Source organism: Mesorhizobium sp. (assembly GCF_004962245.1).
Lineage (GTDB): Bacteria > Pseudomonadota > Alphaproteobacteria > Rhizobiales > Rhizobiaceae > Mesorhizobium.
Genome location: NZ_SUHQ01000006.1, coordinates 131,368 through 146,886, shown reverse-complemented (window position 1 = coordinate 146,886; position 15,519 = coordinate 131,368). Strand labels below are relative to the sequence as shown.

At 61.1% G+C, this 15,519-nt stretch carries 8 protein-coding genes; 1 reads left to right on the top strand and 7 read right to left on the bottom strand.

Translation table 11 applies throughout. The features are described from left to right. Window positions 1-49: 49 nt before the first annotated feature. The 7 genes from E5X88_RS08715 to tagH form a co-directional block, all read right to left on the bottom strand. A complete protein-coding gene (locus E5X88_RS08715; protein ID WP_292160322.1) occupies window positions 50-2,383 on the bottom strand; it encodes a M23 family metallopeptidase in 2,334 nt (777 codons plus the stop codon). Beyond that, the gene (locus E5X88_RS08710; protein ID WP_292160320.1) at window positions 2,380-2,814 is read right to left on the bottom strand and encodes a DUF1036 domain-containing protein; all 435 of its coding nucleotides are present in this window, start codon (window positions 2,812-2,814) and stop codon (window positions 2,380-2,382) included. Before E5X88_RS08710 ends, E5X88_RS08715 begins: the two co-directional genes overlap by 4 nt. A gap of 83 nt (window positions 2,815-2,897) precedes the next feature. Then, window positions 2,898-5,474 carry a serine/threonine-protein kinase gene (locus E5X88_RS08705; RefSeq protein WP_292160318.1) on the bottom strand — a complete coding sequence of 859 codons (2,577 nt, stop codon included), beginning with the start codon at window positions 5,472-5,474 and terminating at the stop codon, window positions 2,898-2,900. A gap of 5 nt (window positions 5,475-5,479) precedes the next feature. Continuing rightward, complete coding sequence (locus E5X88_RS08700; RefSeq protein ID WP_292160316.1) at window positions 5,480-6,253, bottom strand: protein phosphatase 2C domain-containing protein; 774 nt, start codon at window positions 6,251-6,253, stop codon at window positions 5,480-5,482. A gap of 160 nt (window positions 6,254-6,413) precedes the next feature. After that, entirely contained in the window at window positions 6,414-9,977 is a 3,564-nt protein-coding gene (gene tssM / locus E5X88_RS08695) for a type VI secretion system membrane subunit TssM (protein ID WP_292160314.1), read from the bottom strand. Window positions 9,978-9,999: 22 nt separating this feature from the next. Next, the gene (gene tssL, locus E5X88_RS08690; RefSeq protein WP_292160557.1) at window positions 10,000-11,514 is read right to left on the bottom strand and encodes a type VI secretion system protein TssL, long form; all 1,515 of its coding nucleotides are present in this window, start codon (window positions 11,512-11,514) and stop codon (window positions 10,000-10,002) included. Window positions 11,515-11,927: 413 nt separating this feature from the next. Next, window positions 11,928-12,986 (bottom strand): type VI secretion system-associated FHA domain protein TagH, encoded by a 1,059-nt coding sequence (gene tagH, locus E5X88_RS08685; RefSeq protein WP_292160312.1) that lies wholly within the window; start codon window positions 12,984-12,986, stop codon window positions 11,928-11,930. A 202-nt stretch (window positions 12,987-13,188) separates the two neighbouring features. On the opposite strand from tagH, the gene tssI reads away from it, so the two are divergent. Next, entirely contained in the window at window positions 13,189-15,516 is a 2,328-nt protein-coding gene (gene tssI, locus E5X88_RS08680) for a type VI secretion system Vgr family protein (RefSeq protein WP_292160310.1), read from the top strand. Window positions 15,517-15,519 lie beyond the last annotated feature (3 nt).

The following is a 15,519-nucleotide window of genomic DNA, read 5'->3' as shown; positions in this document are numbered from 1 at the left end:
AGGAACACCAATGGTCTAACGGCAAACTCGCACGCCGCGCGGGGCAGGCTCAAAGCGTATTCTGCATCGAGCCTATGAGCGCCGTGATTGCCTGCTTGTACTTTTCGAACTCCGGCGATGTCTGGCGGACTTGTGTCGTCGTCGTTGTCTGCTGGCCGGCACCGGTCGCCGACGGGCTCAGCTTCCGGCCCATTTTCCGTTCGGCCCAGTCCACGACATAGCTGGCGGTCTTGCCGGTGAGAAACGGGTTGGCTTGAATGACAGCCGACCCGAGCACGGCGCTCAATTGCGCCGAACCCGGCGCCGCCAACACTTGATGCGCGCCTTCCATTCCCAGGAAGTGACAGAGATAGAGTCGGCCGGCTGTGATCTGGTGGCCGCGCGCCCGAAGATAGGCTTCGCCTTCGCGCGCCAGATTGCTGACCATCTCGCGCGATATGGTGGCGTCGTAGCGCAGAGCGAGCAGATCGGCGGTTGACAGTGTCCGCGCAAGTTCGGGGCGGTAGGTGTTCATCATCCTGATCCACGTCTTCGTTATGAACTGACCGGCACCGGTCGCCGAAGAATTTGGGTTCTTGGCGCGGGCGCGGCCGCCACTTTCGACGTGAACGATGCGGTCGGTCAGCGTCTCGACAGCGGAAGCGTCCGTTGCGATCGCCGTAACCGTGCCCAGGGGATCGATCGCCTGCCCATTCCGATAGAGCTCGAAATGCAGGTGCGGCCCCGTCGAGAGGCCGGTGGTGCCGATATAGCCAATGATATCGCCTGCCTTCACCCTCGCGCCGACACCGCCCTCGATCGCGAATTTCTGCATATGCGCATAGCGCGTCTCGCGCCCGTTTCCGTGCGACATCTTCACCAGATTGCCGTACCCGCCCCCATCGCCCTGAAAGACGATTTCACCGTCGAAGGCGGCTGCAATCGGCGTGCCCAGAGGTGCCGCCCAATCCACCCCCTTGTGGATGCGAACGGTCCCGAGGATTGGGTGCTTGCGTGGGCCGAAGGTGGACGTCATGACCCCGTTGACCGGGGTGACCATGCCGTTGGTGACGGTCAGCGAGCGAACCTGATCGTCGCCGCTAACGCATGCGAACTGGCCGTCGGTCTGCTGGAAGACGAAACAGTCGAGGCTTTTTTCGGCACCCTGGACGCCCACATACAGCACTCGTCCGGCCGCCTCCTCCTTGCCACGCGGCCTTTGCGAATAGATCAGGACCAGACGTTGGTCTTCGCTGGCGAACGCATCCAGATCCTGTCCTCGCGAGAGATACATGATCGCTTCTCCGATCACGCCGGTCGGAACTTTGTTGCGGGCCGCTGTCGAGTAGATTGCGTCGAGTAGCCGGTATTGCCTTTTGTGCGTGCCTTGCGCCTGCGCGCCCGAGTAGTTGAACAGATCTTCACGGACCCAGGGGTCGACACCAGACACAAACGCACCAGCGGCATTGCGCGTCAGCGTGCCGACAAATACGTTCTTGGCGTAGATCGAAACCTGCATGAGGGACATGGTTGTCGTCTCGCGCGTCGGCCTGAAACCGCGCATGGCGATGACATAACCTGGCTCGAGGCTTTCCCGACTGAAAAGCGCCTTCAGGGCTTCGCCTGCCAGCTTGGCATCCTCGGCGGAGAAATGCGCATCCAGGGCAACGCTGTCCAAGCTGCGATCGTTGAGAATCTTTACGAACGTGTCTTCGGTGGCCTCGAATCGTTGATGTTCGCTCGTGACAACCGCAACGCTCGTGTTGTTTTCGATCTGGGTCTTGCGGAACGCGGGAAGGGCTGCCTCGCCTGCATCGATTGTTTCGCCCCAACCTGCTTCGGAATCATCGGCGGTCACCTGCGGGTCCGAAGCAACCGGAGCCTCGTTTGCAACGGCTGGTGGCTGAAGATCGTTTTGCAGATCGTTGGATGGGGCCGCCGCCGTCTGTCGCTGCGCCTGGAAGAATGCGAAATCTTCTTGCGTGGACGGTATCGTGGTCATGAATTTTTCGCTGGCGCTAAGCATCACGTCGGAAAGAACCTCGATCTGGGGTGAAACTCCGGCCTGATCGAGTTCTGCCGGGCGCGGGACCACTTGGCCTTTTGTCGCGGCGCCGGCCTCGGGCGAAAGGGTGATCCACATCGGGTCCCCTGCGAGGTCGATGATGGCTGGCACATAAACCGATGCATCGGCCGGTACGTCGTCGGTCCCCTCGACCGCCTGCAACTCCTCGTCTTCATCGCCAAACGACCAATAGTCCGCGGTAAGATAGAAGCCGGCGGCGATCGACGACAGGACAATCACGGCAAGACCGGCAAGAAGTCTGTGCCAGAGCCTGCGTCTGCGCAGAGCGGCGCGCGCCTGCTTTTTCAACCTGAAACTTGTGTCGATACTGTGCGTCACGGGTTGCTTCCGGTCAGGAAAAAGGTCCACCGCACCTGTTCAAGCGTATCGACTTCCAGAAACCGTGCGGCGATATGACCGCGCTGCCAGCATTCGTCGATGCCGCGTATCGAGAAGCGCCGCCGGTCGATGCACATTTCGGTCGAACCGCTCAGGGTCGCATGACCAAAAACGTCCGTCGCATAAATGTAGATGTAGCGGTTCGTGAGTTCCTCGCGGATGACGTTCACGCATTGATTTGCGCCGATGGTCCACCAGCCATCGGTCTGGTCCGCATTGTCGACCTTTTGGCCGACGGCGAGATTGACGACGTCGAGCGTCTGATTGCAGACAGTGAATTCGGCGCGCGCTTCGTGGGACGACAGGAGAGCCAGCAATGTCGCGCCCAACATAACCGCAAGTTTGATACGGCTTCTCAGGGCAGGCAGCATGCGAAGCCCGTCACGCTGATTTTTGGGCGGGACAGCGGTCACGAAGGAGAAACGCGAGCGGCGGAGGTCCATTGGCGTCCATGCTACCCGCCGAGCCGGAAGTACTTTGCAGTCGCGGAGAACTCAGATCCGTTGGTCTCGATCTCTTCAAGAATCTTGGGCAACAGTTGCGCGGCTGGTGTCGGCACGGGGAACGCCGCAGCCTGAATATCCTGTGGACCGGTGATGACCATTATGATCTGCGGCAAGACCTTGCCGGCCGCCTTATCGGCTGCGCCGAGCTCGATCGGAATGCTGAAAGTGGCCTTGTCCGATTGCACCAAGATACGATCGTCGAGGTTGAATGCCATGCCCCTGTGGTCGATCAGCAGCAAGCTGGAAATCAGGCCGCCATGCGTCACCAGCGTGCCGCCGATCGGCGAACCGCTCGGCACCGTCGTTCGATCGAGAACAAGCTGCGGCTTGTCGGCCGCTGTCTGGTCCAGAAAGCGCAGAAACTTGGTGACTTCGCATTGGGCTGGTTCAATAAGGCGGAGGCTGATGTCTGGTTCGACGTGGAATCTTGCCTGGAAATCGTACATCATTCGTTCGAACGGCGGGACCTCCGTTCCAAATCCCTCGATCGTGGCAGCCTTGCCGGTTGCCGACGTCATCGCCGCATAGAAACAGTCGCCGCCGTTGAAGTCGCGCACCCAGGAGAACCGTTGTGCAGCGTCGTCGACCGCAATTCCCGGCGGTATTTCCGGTTTCGGCACGTTCAAGGCAACGGCGGCTTCGTCCGGCTGTTTGCCCGCCGCCGGTTCGTCCTGTTGCCCCTTTGCGTTCGCGTCATCCATCTGGCTTGCAGAGGGTTCGGGCATCTGCACGACCGCCTTGGGTGCTGCCGGCTGGCTGGCCAATTGCTCGGGCTTCTGGCTCTCCATGACGTCGGGCTGGACCGCTGGTGGCGGCGAGGCTTTTCCTGTCGACTGCTGAGGTGCGCGCTCCACTTTCTGCGCCTGCGCCGCGGCGGCCCTGCGTTCGGCGTCGAGCCTTGCCTTTTCTTCCGAAGCGGTCCGCATCGCCGCTTCCGCCTGCTGGCGTTCCTCGTCTTTGGCCTTCGCCGCCTCGGCCCTGGCCCTGGCCTCAGCTTCAGCCCTCGCCTGCGCCTCGGCCCTCGCTTCCGCTTCGGCTTGAGCTCTTGCCTCAGCTTCAGCCTTCGCCTTGGCATCTGCCTGATTTTCAGCTGGCGACAGCGTCTCGACTACCGACGGCGCTGGGATTTTCTCGGTGGGTGAGGGGACCTCGGCGGGCTGTGTCGGTTCCGGCATTTGATCGGCCGCCGCACCTGCCTGATCTTCAGCTGGCGGCGCAGTGGCTTCTGGTTGTGGCTGCTGCGGTGGAACCGCCTTTGCCGGCTCATCGTCCGGCGAATTGACAACACTGTCCGTCGGGGCCGGCTTTGATGCTGAGAGCTTTGTCTCGCCGACGCTCGGCGTGGAAGGCGTCATCAAGCCGCTCAGATAAATGCCTGCACCGGACGTGACAGCTAATGCCGCCAAGGCAGCGATCGCGAAGGATCGGGTCTTGGCTGACTTTCCAGGGACATTTGGCAAAACCGCCCGAGGAGGACCGGCAACTGCCGAAGGCCTCGGTTCGGACAGATGCGCAGGGCGGACATGCGGGACGAAGACCCGCTCACCCGGAGCCGCCGGAGGTTGGCTCTGGAGCTTGGGGCCAGGCGCGATGGTCCCACCCGCTCGTGGCAAACCCGTTCGGTCGCGGGGGGTGATCGACGTTGGCGGCGCTGTCCCCTCGCTATCCGTGTCGTCACGTGTCATCCTGGCGATGTCCGCCATGCTGACCGGCCGGTCTTGTGGATCCGGCTGCAGCATGGCTTCAACAATTCCGCGAAAATCGGCGTCGATGTCGGATAGGTCCGGAACGGTCCGGCGTTTTTCCACGATCTCGAACTGGGAGCCGCCCATGTCGATCGGTTTCCCACGAAGAGCAGCGGCCAGCACCAATCCCAGGCTGTACATGTCGGATTGCTCGCTGACATCGCCGCTGTAGAGCCCGAGTTGTTCGGGAGAAACGTAGTTGTACTTCCCCGCGAACTTGCCGCCGATCAGGGTCTCTCCGCCGACGGTCGCCGACCGCGCGATGCCGAAATCGATGATCTTTGCGCGTTCGACCCGGCCTCCTGGCAGGATGATGTTATCCGGGGAGAGATCGCGGTGAATTGCGCCTGCCTGATGCACGGCGCTCAAGCCGGAAGCAAGGCGATGGCAGAGCTTACGCACGTCTTCCGTCGGCATCGGGCCACGTCGCATGACATCAAACAGCGATTGGCCGTCGACGAATTCCATCGCGAGGTAGGGACGGCCGATCCCGGGATCTATCGTGAAGACGTGGTATCGCACGACCGCGTCGTGCGACAGGTGATTGAGGATTGACGCTTCCTTGCGAAACAAGGACAGGATCGTCTGATCGCGGGCGAACTCGGGTAGGACGATCTTGATCGCGACGTGGTCGCCGGTCTGGATGTTGTGGCCACGGTAGACCTCGCCCATGCCGCCGAAAGCGATCCGCTCGTCGAGTTCGTAAATGCCGCTAAGCTGCGTGCCTACCGCCGTGTTGGCGAAGTTCGGCGATATTCGCGTCTTGTCGTCGGCGCTCATCGACCTCAACCCTCCGCTCTCGACAGATCCGGACGGAGCGATTGCCCGTTGCGCCCGTCCCCGATCTTGACGAGTACAATCGTGACATTGTCTGTTCCCCCGCGCGCCAGCACCGTTTGCAGCAGGTCTTCGCATGCCGCCTGAGGTGTCGCGGACACCGCCGCCGCCTCGATCTCGGCGTCGGTGACATGCGCTGTCAGCCCATCAGTGCTTAAAACGAAAATGTCTCCCGGCAAGATTTCGCCTTGCTGGAAGTCGATGACGATCTCGTCGCTGACACCGACCGCATGCGTAATGACATTGCGGCGTGGCCAGGTAAGCGCTTCGGCCGCGCTGATCATGCCGCGGTCGAGGAGTTCCTGAACTTCGGTGTGATCCTTCGAAATCTGCGAGATCGAGGCGTTGCGGATCAGATAGACGCGGCTGTCGCCCGCCCACAGGCAGGCAAACCGCCCATCCATTGCCAGCAGGGCGGCGACAGTGGAGCCGATGGTTACGCCGCGGGATTCCGATATCCTGCGGATTTCGGCATTGGCCCGGCTGAGCCGGTCCTCGAAGCGCGCGCGAAGATCCGGCGCAGAGCTTGCAATGCCGATCGTTGCCAGATGATCGATGATGCTGGCCGAAGCGATTTCTCCAGCATCATGTCCACCCATCCCGTCGGCCACCACCCACAGGCCGGTTTCTGGCTCGACCAGATAGCTGTCTTCATTGAGCTCACGGACACAGCCTCTGTGGCTGACGCCGAAGCTCTCAAAGGGAAGGGCGACATTGTTCAATTTGCCACCAAGCGCGTCTCAAGCGTCCTCTGCGGCGCACCGTCAGGGCGCTCGCTCGCGCCAGTTTGCCACAGGCTCGAACATTAGAGTATCGAAATCCACGTCGGCGCGTCTGCTGCCGATGGACAGTGTCGCCGTGCTGGAAAGCTCAAAGGTCATCTCAAAACGCCTTTGGACAGCTGAACTCCGAAAGCGCAGGAAGAAAGAGAGGGTTGGGGTCCGAACTGGCCTGGATCGTGTAGGCGACATCGCGCCCGCCGATCACGAAGCGGGCTTCAGTGTTGCCACCGGTGCCGCTGATGGCGGCCTTGTCCAGCAGACGCTTCAGCGCCCATGGACCGTCGAACTTGATCGCGGACTCACGGCCCGGCATTTCCGGCATGAGGCTCAGGCCCGCGGACGCGGAAGCCATGCCGCTCGGCCAGGTCACCGTACTCGGCGCGTTGCCCGCCTGGTTGCTTTGGACAATCTGACCATCGATGTCGAGTATCGCCATATCGGCATCGCCATGCAGTGAAAACGGTGTGAAGGTGACGCTGACCGACGGCACCGAACCACCTGAGGGAAAGAAGGCATTGCGGATTTCCGCGGCCATCTGGAAGTTTTTCAAGGTCGACTTCGACAGGTCGCGCCCGAAGCGGGCATCCTGTTTCCAGCTCCAGTCCTGGCCAGTCATGTCGATCAGCGATGCGAGATTTTGTGCAAAGAACCGATCCATCAATCCGCCTGGAGCGAACAGTTTCGCGAAATCCGCCATCGCAATATCCTCGGCGCCATCGCTGGCGAAGGGATAACGGCCGTCAACCACCTCCTGGCAGGCGCGCGTGACGGTCTGGTCGAGCATCTGGTTCAAATTCGCCAGCGAGGTTTCTGCGACGTTGCCCTCAAACTCGTCGGCGGTCGCGGTGACCATTCGGGCGAGTTGCTTGGGCAGACGTGAGACATTGGCGCGAAGGGTGGATATCTGCAGCTGCAGATTCATGTTGACGCGTTCCGTCTGCGAAGGCACGTCGGCCGCCAGTCGCAGGCTCTGGTAGATGTCGCGGAAATTCTGGGTCAATGCATCCATTGGGCGGCGTCCAGCGGGGCCGTTCACCAGGGCCTGGAACGATCTGAATTGCGCTTCGATGTTCGCCCCAGGATTCGGGTTTTGCGCGCCGGCGGACCCAATGCCGGCCCGGCTTTGCGATTTGCCGGTGGCGATTTGAATGCCGATGCGGACCAACCCCCTGGCGACATCTGCGGCGTTCTGTGGCTGGTCTTGAAGCGTGCCGGAATCGGCCTCGGAGCCATAGCCTTTGCCGGAACCAGCTTCTCGCGTCAGGGCTGTTTCGTCGGCAATCGCTGTAAAAAGCTGGTCGATTGGCGAGGTCGGTGACGCGGCGGCGGACAGAGCGATGTAGTGCGGCTTGTCCGTCAGCATCGCCTTGAACTTCAACTTGTCGAGAACGCCGTTCCACGCCGAGGCGAATTCTCTTCCATAGCGCTCGACAAGTTCGGGACCGAGCTTGAGCAACTCCTGATCGATGCCACCTTGCTCGCCGCCGCCGCCGAGAACCCACTGATCATCGACAAGCATCTGCGCGATGCGCGAGAGTTGTCCGAGATAGAAGTCGTTGAACCCGCTATAGGTGTAGATACCGGGAACGCGAAGGCCTGACAGTTCGCCACCATCGACACGTTCGAACAACAGCTGCGCTTCCGGGCCGCCCTTCACGGACACGGAAAAATCGTCCAATGCTGCCGCGTATACCGCCGACTTGACCAAGGCGGAGGCACGATCGGCAAGGCTCATGCGTCCGAGCGAGCGTTGAGCGGATTCGACAAGCGGCTGGTTGAGTTCGAAGACCGGGTCGTAGGCGTCGTCCAGTGCAAGCATGGCCCGCAAATGCTTTTCCAGTTGCGCCCGTCCCGCGCGGTTGTTTTCGCCCGGATACCCGTTCTGCTCCCAATCCTGCCTCATCCAGGAAACGATCAACTCGTCATCGACCTTCGGCGCCTTGCCGCCAAGCATCAGGTAGATTTTCAGCGGTTCGTAGAGCGCGGCAGGATCAGCCATCTTAGCCTGGATCGTCCGTTCGGCCTGAAGCAGCAGGCGCGAGCGGAATGTTCGCTCCAGAGCTTGCCGGTAAGCCGTTTTGGATGCCGAAAGAAGCCTTTCCCGCTGACTGAGACCGAACGTTTCCTCGATCGGTGTCGGTAAGTCACTGGTCTCGAACCCGGCCGGCAGGTTGCGCAACTGGTCGAGCGGGCCAATAACGTTTTCGAGGTCGACATCGGCGACCGTCGTGCTTTTGAGCAGCGGGTCCGCCGTCTCGCGATACTGGCTTACAGCTTGCGTTGTAGAAGCGATCAGCGACGTGTTGGCCGCAAAGCTCAGGGCCAAGGTGCCCAGAGCTGCGGCAGTGATCAATGCGATTGCGCTAAGGACGCCATATCTGGCGATCGCTGCACGCCTTTCAGCGGATCTGTCGTATGACACCCATCCGGATTCCGCGAAAATGACGCGGGTCAGAAGATCGTGCAAAAAGAAGCTTTTGCCCGCGCCGGAAAGATGGCCGCGCGAAGCGCTGCCGAAACTGCGACCGATTGCGCCCAGCACCTGGTCGATCGGCGTACCCTCCTGCGTGCCTGACGAAAAATAGAGTCCGCGCAGGCTGACGTTCACCTGGCTGCGGGCCGGCTCGAATATGCTGGCGATGAAGCTGGCAATACGGCTCTTCAACGCGCCAAACTGGGCTGGAAAGCCAAAGATGGATATGCGCACGACCGGATCGGCCTCTTCCTGCAGGCGGTCGGCCATCTCCTCCGCCAGGCGTTTTGCCAATGCGTCGAATTCGGCCGGTGCCTCACCGACCATGTTCTTGCCGCGATCGGCGGTCTGGAACGTCGCGCCCCACACTTTGCGGCGGCGTTGCTCGTCGAAACCGCCAAAATAATCCATGAAACCGGAGACAAGGTCGGCCTTGGTGAAGAGCAGGTATACCGGGAACTGGATTTTCAGCGTTTCGTGAATTTCGCGCAGACGGCTGCGTATTTCAACGACATGGGCGTCAAGCTGCTGATCGTCGAGGCTCATGAGGTCGGCAAGGCTGATGGCCAGAATAACGCCGTTTATCGGTTGCCTGGTGCGGTATTTCTTGAGCAGCGACAAGAAGGCAAGCCAGCTCTTGCTGTCGCTCTTCGCATGGGAATCCTGCGTCGTGTAACGCCCGGCAGTGTCGATCAACACGGCTTCGTCGGTGAACCACCAGTCGCAGGAGCGTGTGCCGCCAACGCCGGCCACCGGCTGCGCGCTGCCCGAACCAGCAAGCGGAAATTTCAGGCCCGAATTGACCAGCGCCGTCGTCTTGCCGGCACCAGGCGGGCCGATGACGATGTACCAGGGAATCTCATAAAGGAAGTTGCGTCTGCCGCTCGATCGCTTGAGCGCAGCGATGGCTTCGCTCATACGCGCCTCGAGCACCTGCGAGTCGCCACCGTTCTCGTCACCGTGGGCGACCGCCGTCTCGATCGCCTTTTGCGCTTTTCGCGTTTGCCAGAAACGCAGTCCGTAAAACAGCGCCAAGATCGCCACGATCACACCGATGATCGTGGCGCGCAGCCAGACCGGCCCCAGTGGGCGGCTATCGGCAAAGCTGACCAATGGTCCGGCAAACCAGACCGCTGCCGCGAACCCGGCCAACGCGATCGCGCTGAATATCCGCAGCAGCCAACGCGTCATAGGCGCTTCCAAATGGCCGTGCTCACAACGTCTCCTCCTTGGGGATCATCACGTCGACACGGCGATTCTGCGCGCGGCCCTCCGGAGTCGCATTGTCGGCGATTGGTTCGTCCTCGCCCTTGCCATCGACAGTGATTCGCGAGGGGTCGCTGAACCGCGGTGCCATCATTGCTTCGACCGCTTTCGCCCGGGCAATGGAAAGGTCGAAGTTGGATTTGAACGCGCTCGATTTTCGCGGCTTCACATTATCCGTATGGCCGACGATCGAGATCGGTCCGGGCTCGGGTTCCAGCGCGGCGGCGATGTCTGCGGCAATCGGCTGAAACTCCGGGTTTACCTCGGCCCTGCCGGACTGGAACAACAGGACGTTGTTGATCTCCACCACGATGAACCTGCCCTGCGTGCCGACGGCCAGTCCACCGCGTGCGATATCCTTGGCCAGTGCCGAGCGGATGCGATCGATCTGGGTAGTGGTGGCGGGCGGGGTAACTTTCATCGGCTCAGCTAGCGGCACCACGCTGGCGCGTTCGATAGCAATCGGCGTCGATGGATCGAGCGCCAGCAACCCGCCGGCAAGGGCTTCGCCCTCGTTGGTGATGACGACCCGCAAAGCGAAGAATGCAGCCGTCAGCAGTGCCGACGCTGCGGCCGCAATCACCCAGAGCGGCAGCCGGGACGGCGACTGTACGCTTGACACCGCCAGGCTTTGCCAGTGGGGCGAGATGTCCTCGTCGGCACGCGCTCTGAAGTAGCGAAGCGTCTCGTAGACGTCACGCCGAACGCGTTCAAGATTGTTGTCTTCGCGCGCCAGGCCTCGATATTGGCCTTCGAACCCCAGAGACAGGCAGGCATGCATCAGTTCGAGCAAATCGTAGTGTGTTTCCGGGCTGGCCAGTATCTTGTTCAACGCTTCGTAGAAGCCCGTGCCGGTGGGCGCGCCGTGAAAGAACTGCGACAGCATGCTGTGCTGCGCCCAGGCGTCTCTGTTGGGCCACGGCAGGTTGCCGATGAGATCGTCGGCGGTTTCGCAAAGGGCGAATTTTGCGATCCGCGCATCTTCTTCCTGGACGCCGGCTTTCTCCATTGTCCGGTCTAGTTTTTCGATCGCCTCGGCGACATGCTCCGCCAGTTGTGCCGCTTGTCTTTCGACAGGCATGAGCCTGAGCTGGCCAAACAGCATCAGCAAAGGTGCGGCTGCGGCGAGGATCGGGTTTGCCGCGGAATATCTAACGCTGTCCGCGGCATTCAGCAGGATCTCTTGCTGAATGCCTGGCTTCGGCGTCGCCGCGAAGGAGCCGGTTCCCGTCGTCGCACCGGGATCGGCACCCTGATAAACCACGGTTCCGGATGTCCAGCCCGGCGGCGTATGCTGACCGACACCCGGGTCGAAAACCGTTGAATCCTTGACCCGCGAGGGACCGGGCTCTCCGCTGTCAGGAACAGGTCCCCGAGGAGATGGCGCTGATTTTTCCGCGCGGCGCGGTGCGCGAATGACGGTCTTGCCCGCTGGGCCGGAAGGATCGTCCTTCGAGCTCATCGCCAAACGTCCGTCCACGCCCGGTTCCTGCGTTTGCGCAACAGGGGAGCAAAACGGTCACTGGCCAAGCGCAGCAAACGCAGGCGCTGCTGACGAGGGCAGTGTCTGGAGGAAGGTCGGCTACAAAAAACTATCCCGCCGTAACATGACATGTGCCGCAGACCCCCAGGTCAATCAGCCTTACCCGCTGGCGAACTGTCGTATGTGATCGTAAGCTCAGAAACGGTCGATTGGAACCAGATGCAGGGCTGCGAAAGGATTTTTCTTCGCCAATTACAGCGCCGTGTCCTTCGGGCTCGCAAAAGGACGCTCTAATACTTTCCACTTTGGTAAATGATCCGTTCCGCAGCCGAAGGTCAGCCCAGCAAACCGGTCCGATTTCCGGGGCATGTGCCAGGTTCCGTCTTCCCTGCCTATTTTTGCTTGTCGGCTTTGGCATAGGCTTCGCTGAAATAGGCCAGGAATATGTCCAGCATTCCGTTTTCGTGCGCTTCCTCCATGGTTCGCCATTTGGCGACGAAAGCATCCCAAGCCAGGCTCTTCTTCGACGTGAATGACGTGGGTGGGAGTTTCTTGCCGATCGCCTCGGGAGACAGGTCGTCAAGCAGCCGGGAGAGCGCGGCTTGCATGGCTGCGTAGGTGGCGAATTCGTGCGTCTTGAGATCGCGGAAGGCATCTTCGATACTGTGCCTGGCATCAAGATAGCCGGCCCTGCGCCGTGCGAACATGATTTCAAGGATGTCGTCGGTTCCCGGGACGAACTTCAGGGGATTGTTATCCGCGGCACTGATCATCGTCCGGTGCGTGCTCTTGGCCAGTATTTTCGCAGCCGCACGTGCCTTCAGCAGCAAGGCCAGTTCCTCGACCACCGTCCGCAGCACCGCGCCGATTTCTGCAGCGACTTCATGCGGATCACGCGATTGAAGCATTTCCGGCGGGATACCGGCTCCGATCGCGATTTCCCGCAGCACCTCGTCTCTCGTTGAAGGAAGAGGGGCAGGCGGCGAAGACGTCGATCCCGGTGGTCGCTGCCCGGGCCGTTGCTCTGCCGGATTGAAGAAGGGCTCGCCTCCGAAGTCCAGCGGCCGACCATTTGTGACCGGCATTTCTCGTTGCGTCGACCCGTGGCTGCTTTGAGGATGACCGGTCGGAGTGCGCTCGTCGTCGATCGATACGAGGATGACGTAGCGGCCGATCAGCAACCGGTCGCCATGGCCGAGCCGATGCGGGCCAGCCATGCGCTGGGTCGATCCGTTGATGAATGTTCCATTGCGCGAGATATCGTGCAGCCAGAACGCGCCTGCCTCATATCGGACTTCGCAGTGCCGGCCTGAGATGAACTTGTCCGGGTCGGGCAAGGTCCAGTCACAGGCCTCGCGGCCGATTTCGAAGCTGCGACCACGAGCTGAGTAGCCGGTCGAAATACCGGCGGGCAGGGAGTCGGCATTGTTGATCTGCAGCCTGATGAACATTCAAATCGCCGTCGATCGCCTGTCGGGAAACTCACCCAAGACAGCCCATTATACCAGTAATTTGTGAGCACGGCGGCACAGAGGCATTCAAGCCGACGATTCTAAAGTTAACCACGCTGCAGCCCACCAAGCGGTCCCCTTTGGTCGTTGCAAGACATGTGCTAGGCTCAGGCAGAAACGAGCGGCGGGAGGGGCACGACCCATGCCGAACGAACGTGCCACGGTTGTGCAGACGCCGGTTGGCGCTGACCTGTTGACCTTCACGCATCTTGTCGGGCGCGATGAGATCAGCCGTTGTCTGGCCTATACAGTCGGCTTCGTGGGCACCGACCCCGATATCGATCCGTTGAAGATGCTGGGCGGTGCTGTTTCGATCGAAGGTGAATCCGATCCGAAACGTTGGTTCAGCGGCCTGGTGTCCGAGTTTCGGCTGACTCGGATCGAGGACCGTCTGGCGTATTATGAAGCAGTTATCAGGCCGTGGCTGTGGTTTCTCGGAAATACGACCGATTGCCGTATTTTCCAGAACATGAGCGTCATCGAAATCGTCGAGGAGGTCTTCTCGAAATACAGCACGGCAAAATTCGAGAAACGCTTGCAAGGCTCTTATCCGCCGCGCGAGTACTGCGTGCAGTATGACGAGACCGACCTCGATTTTGTGCAGCGGCTGCTCGAGCACGAGGGCATCCTGTATTTCTTCGAGCATGACGAGGGCAAGCACACGCTTGTGCTCGCCGATGCCATGAGCAAGCTCAAGCCGGCGCCGGGCTATGAGAAGGTGCCTTATCACTTTGAAGGGCAGGGCTCCCGGCGCGATGTCGAATATATCACGGAATGGATTCCGGGCAGCTCGGTGCGGCCAGGTACCTATGTCCATACCGACTATGATTTCGAGAAGCCGGGCGCCGACCTGATGGCCAAATCCGCCCAGCCGTTCAGTCACAAACTGGCCGCGGGTGAGAATTACCGCCAGCCCGGCGCGCATCTCGAAGTGGGACGCGGCGACAGCCTGGCGGCGATCCGGCGCGAGGAAATCCAGGCGGTGCACCAGCGCATCGCCGCCGTCGGAACCGTGCGCGGCCTGTATTCGGGCTGCACGTTCAAGCTGGAAGGCTTTCCGCGCGAGGACCAGAACCAGGAGTATCTGGTGGTCAGCGCCGAATACCGGCTGTTCGATCCCGGCTACAGAGCTCTTGCCGACGTCGAAAGCGAGAACTTCAAGGTGATCCTCGGCGTGGCGCCGACCGCCTTGCCCTATCGTCCGCCGCGGATCACCCCGCGGCCGATCATGCGCGGCCCCCAGACGGCGACGGTGGTCGGCCCGTCCGGCGAGGAGATATTCACCGACAAATATGCCCGGGTGAAGGTCCAGTTCCACTGGGACCGTTTGGGCAAGAAGGACCAGAACAGCTCATGCTTCGTGCGGGTCTCGCAGACCTGGGCCGGCAGCGGTTGGGGTTTCATCCAGATACCGCGCATCGGCCAGGAGGTGATTGTCGATTTCATCGAAGGCGATCCGGATCTGCCGATCATCACCGGCCGCGTCTACAACGCCTCCCAGATGCCGCCCTACGGGCTGCCGGGCAGCGCCACGCAATCCGGCTGGAAGTCCGACTCCTCGAAAGGCGGCGGCGGCTACAACGAGCTGATGTTCGAGGACAAGGCCGGCTCCGAACTGGTCAACTTCCAGGCGCAGAAAGATCATAACCTCCTGATCAAGAACGACCGCACCAAGCTGGTGCAGCACGACCAGTCGGACCGCATCGACAATGACGCCAAGCACTCCGTCGGCCACAACCTCGACGAGGACGTCGGCAACAACAAGACGGTCAAGGTCGGCGTCGATCAGACCACGGATATAGGCTCGAACGATACCGAGACAGTTGGCAAGAACCGATCACTGACGGTGGGCATCGACGAGACGATCAATATCGGGTCTAACTCGACGGAGACGATCGGCGCCAACCACACGCAGACCGTTGCGCTGATCCAGACTATCACGGTTGGCGCCGCGCGCATTGATAGCGTCGGCGCCGCCGAAACCAGGACCGTGGGGGCGGTGCAGACCAACACTATCGGCGCCTCGCGCTCGGTGACGGTGGGCGCGGCACAGTCCCACAACATCGCCGCCGCTGACAGCTGGGCGATCGGTGCGGGGCAAACGGTCAACGTCGCGGCCGACCAGAGCGTCACCGTTGGCAGCGCCCAGACTTTCAGCGTCGGCGCGGCGCGCAGCGCCAGCGTCGCGGCCGACGATTCCACGAGTGTCGGCGGTGCTCATTCGCTGAGCGTCGCAAAAGATAGTGGCATCAGCATTAGCCAGGATAGCTCGATCAAGGTAGGCAAGAAGCTGGTGATCGACGCAGGCGACGAGATCCTGATCCAATGCGGCTCGGCCAAGATCATGATGAAGAAAGACGGCACGATCGGCATCGAGGGCAAGGATATTTCGGTCAAAGCGTCCGGCAAGATCAGCATCAAGGCGTCGAGCGACATCACCATGAAGGGTTCGAAGATCAGCGAGAATTGAGGT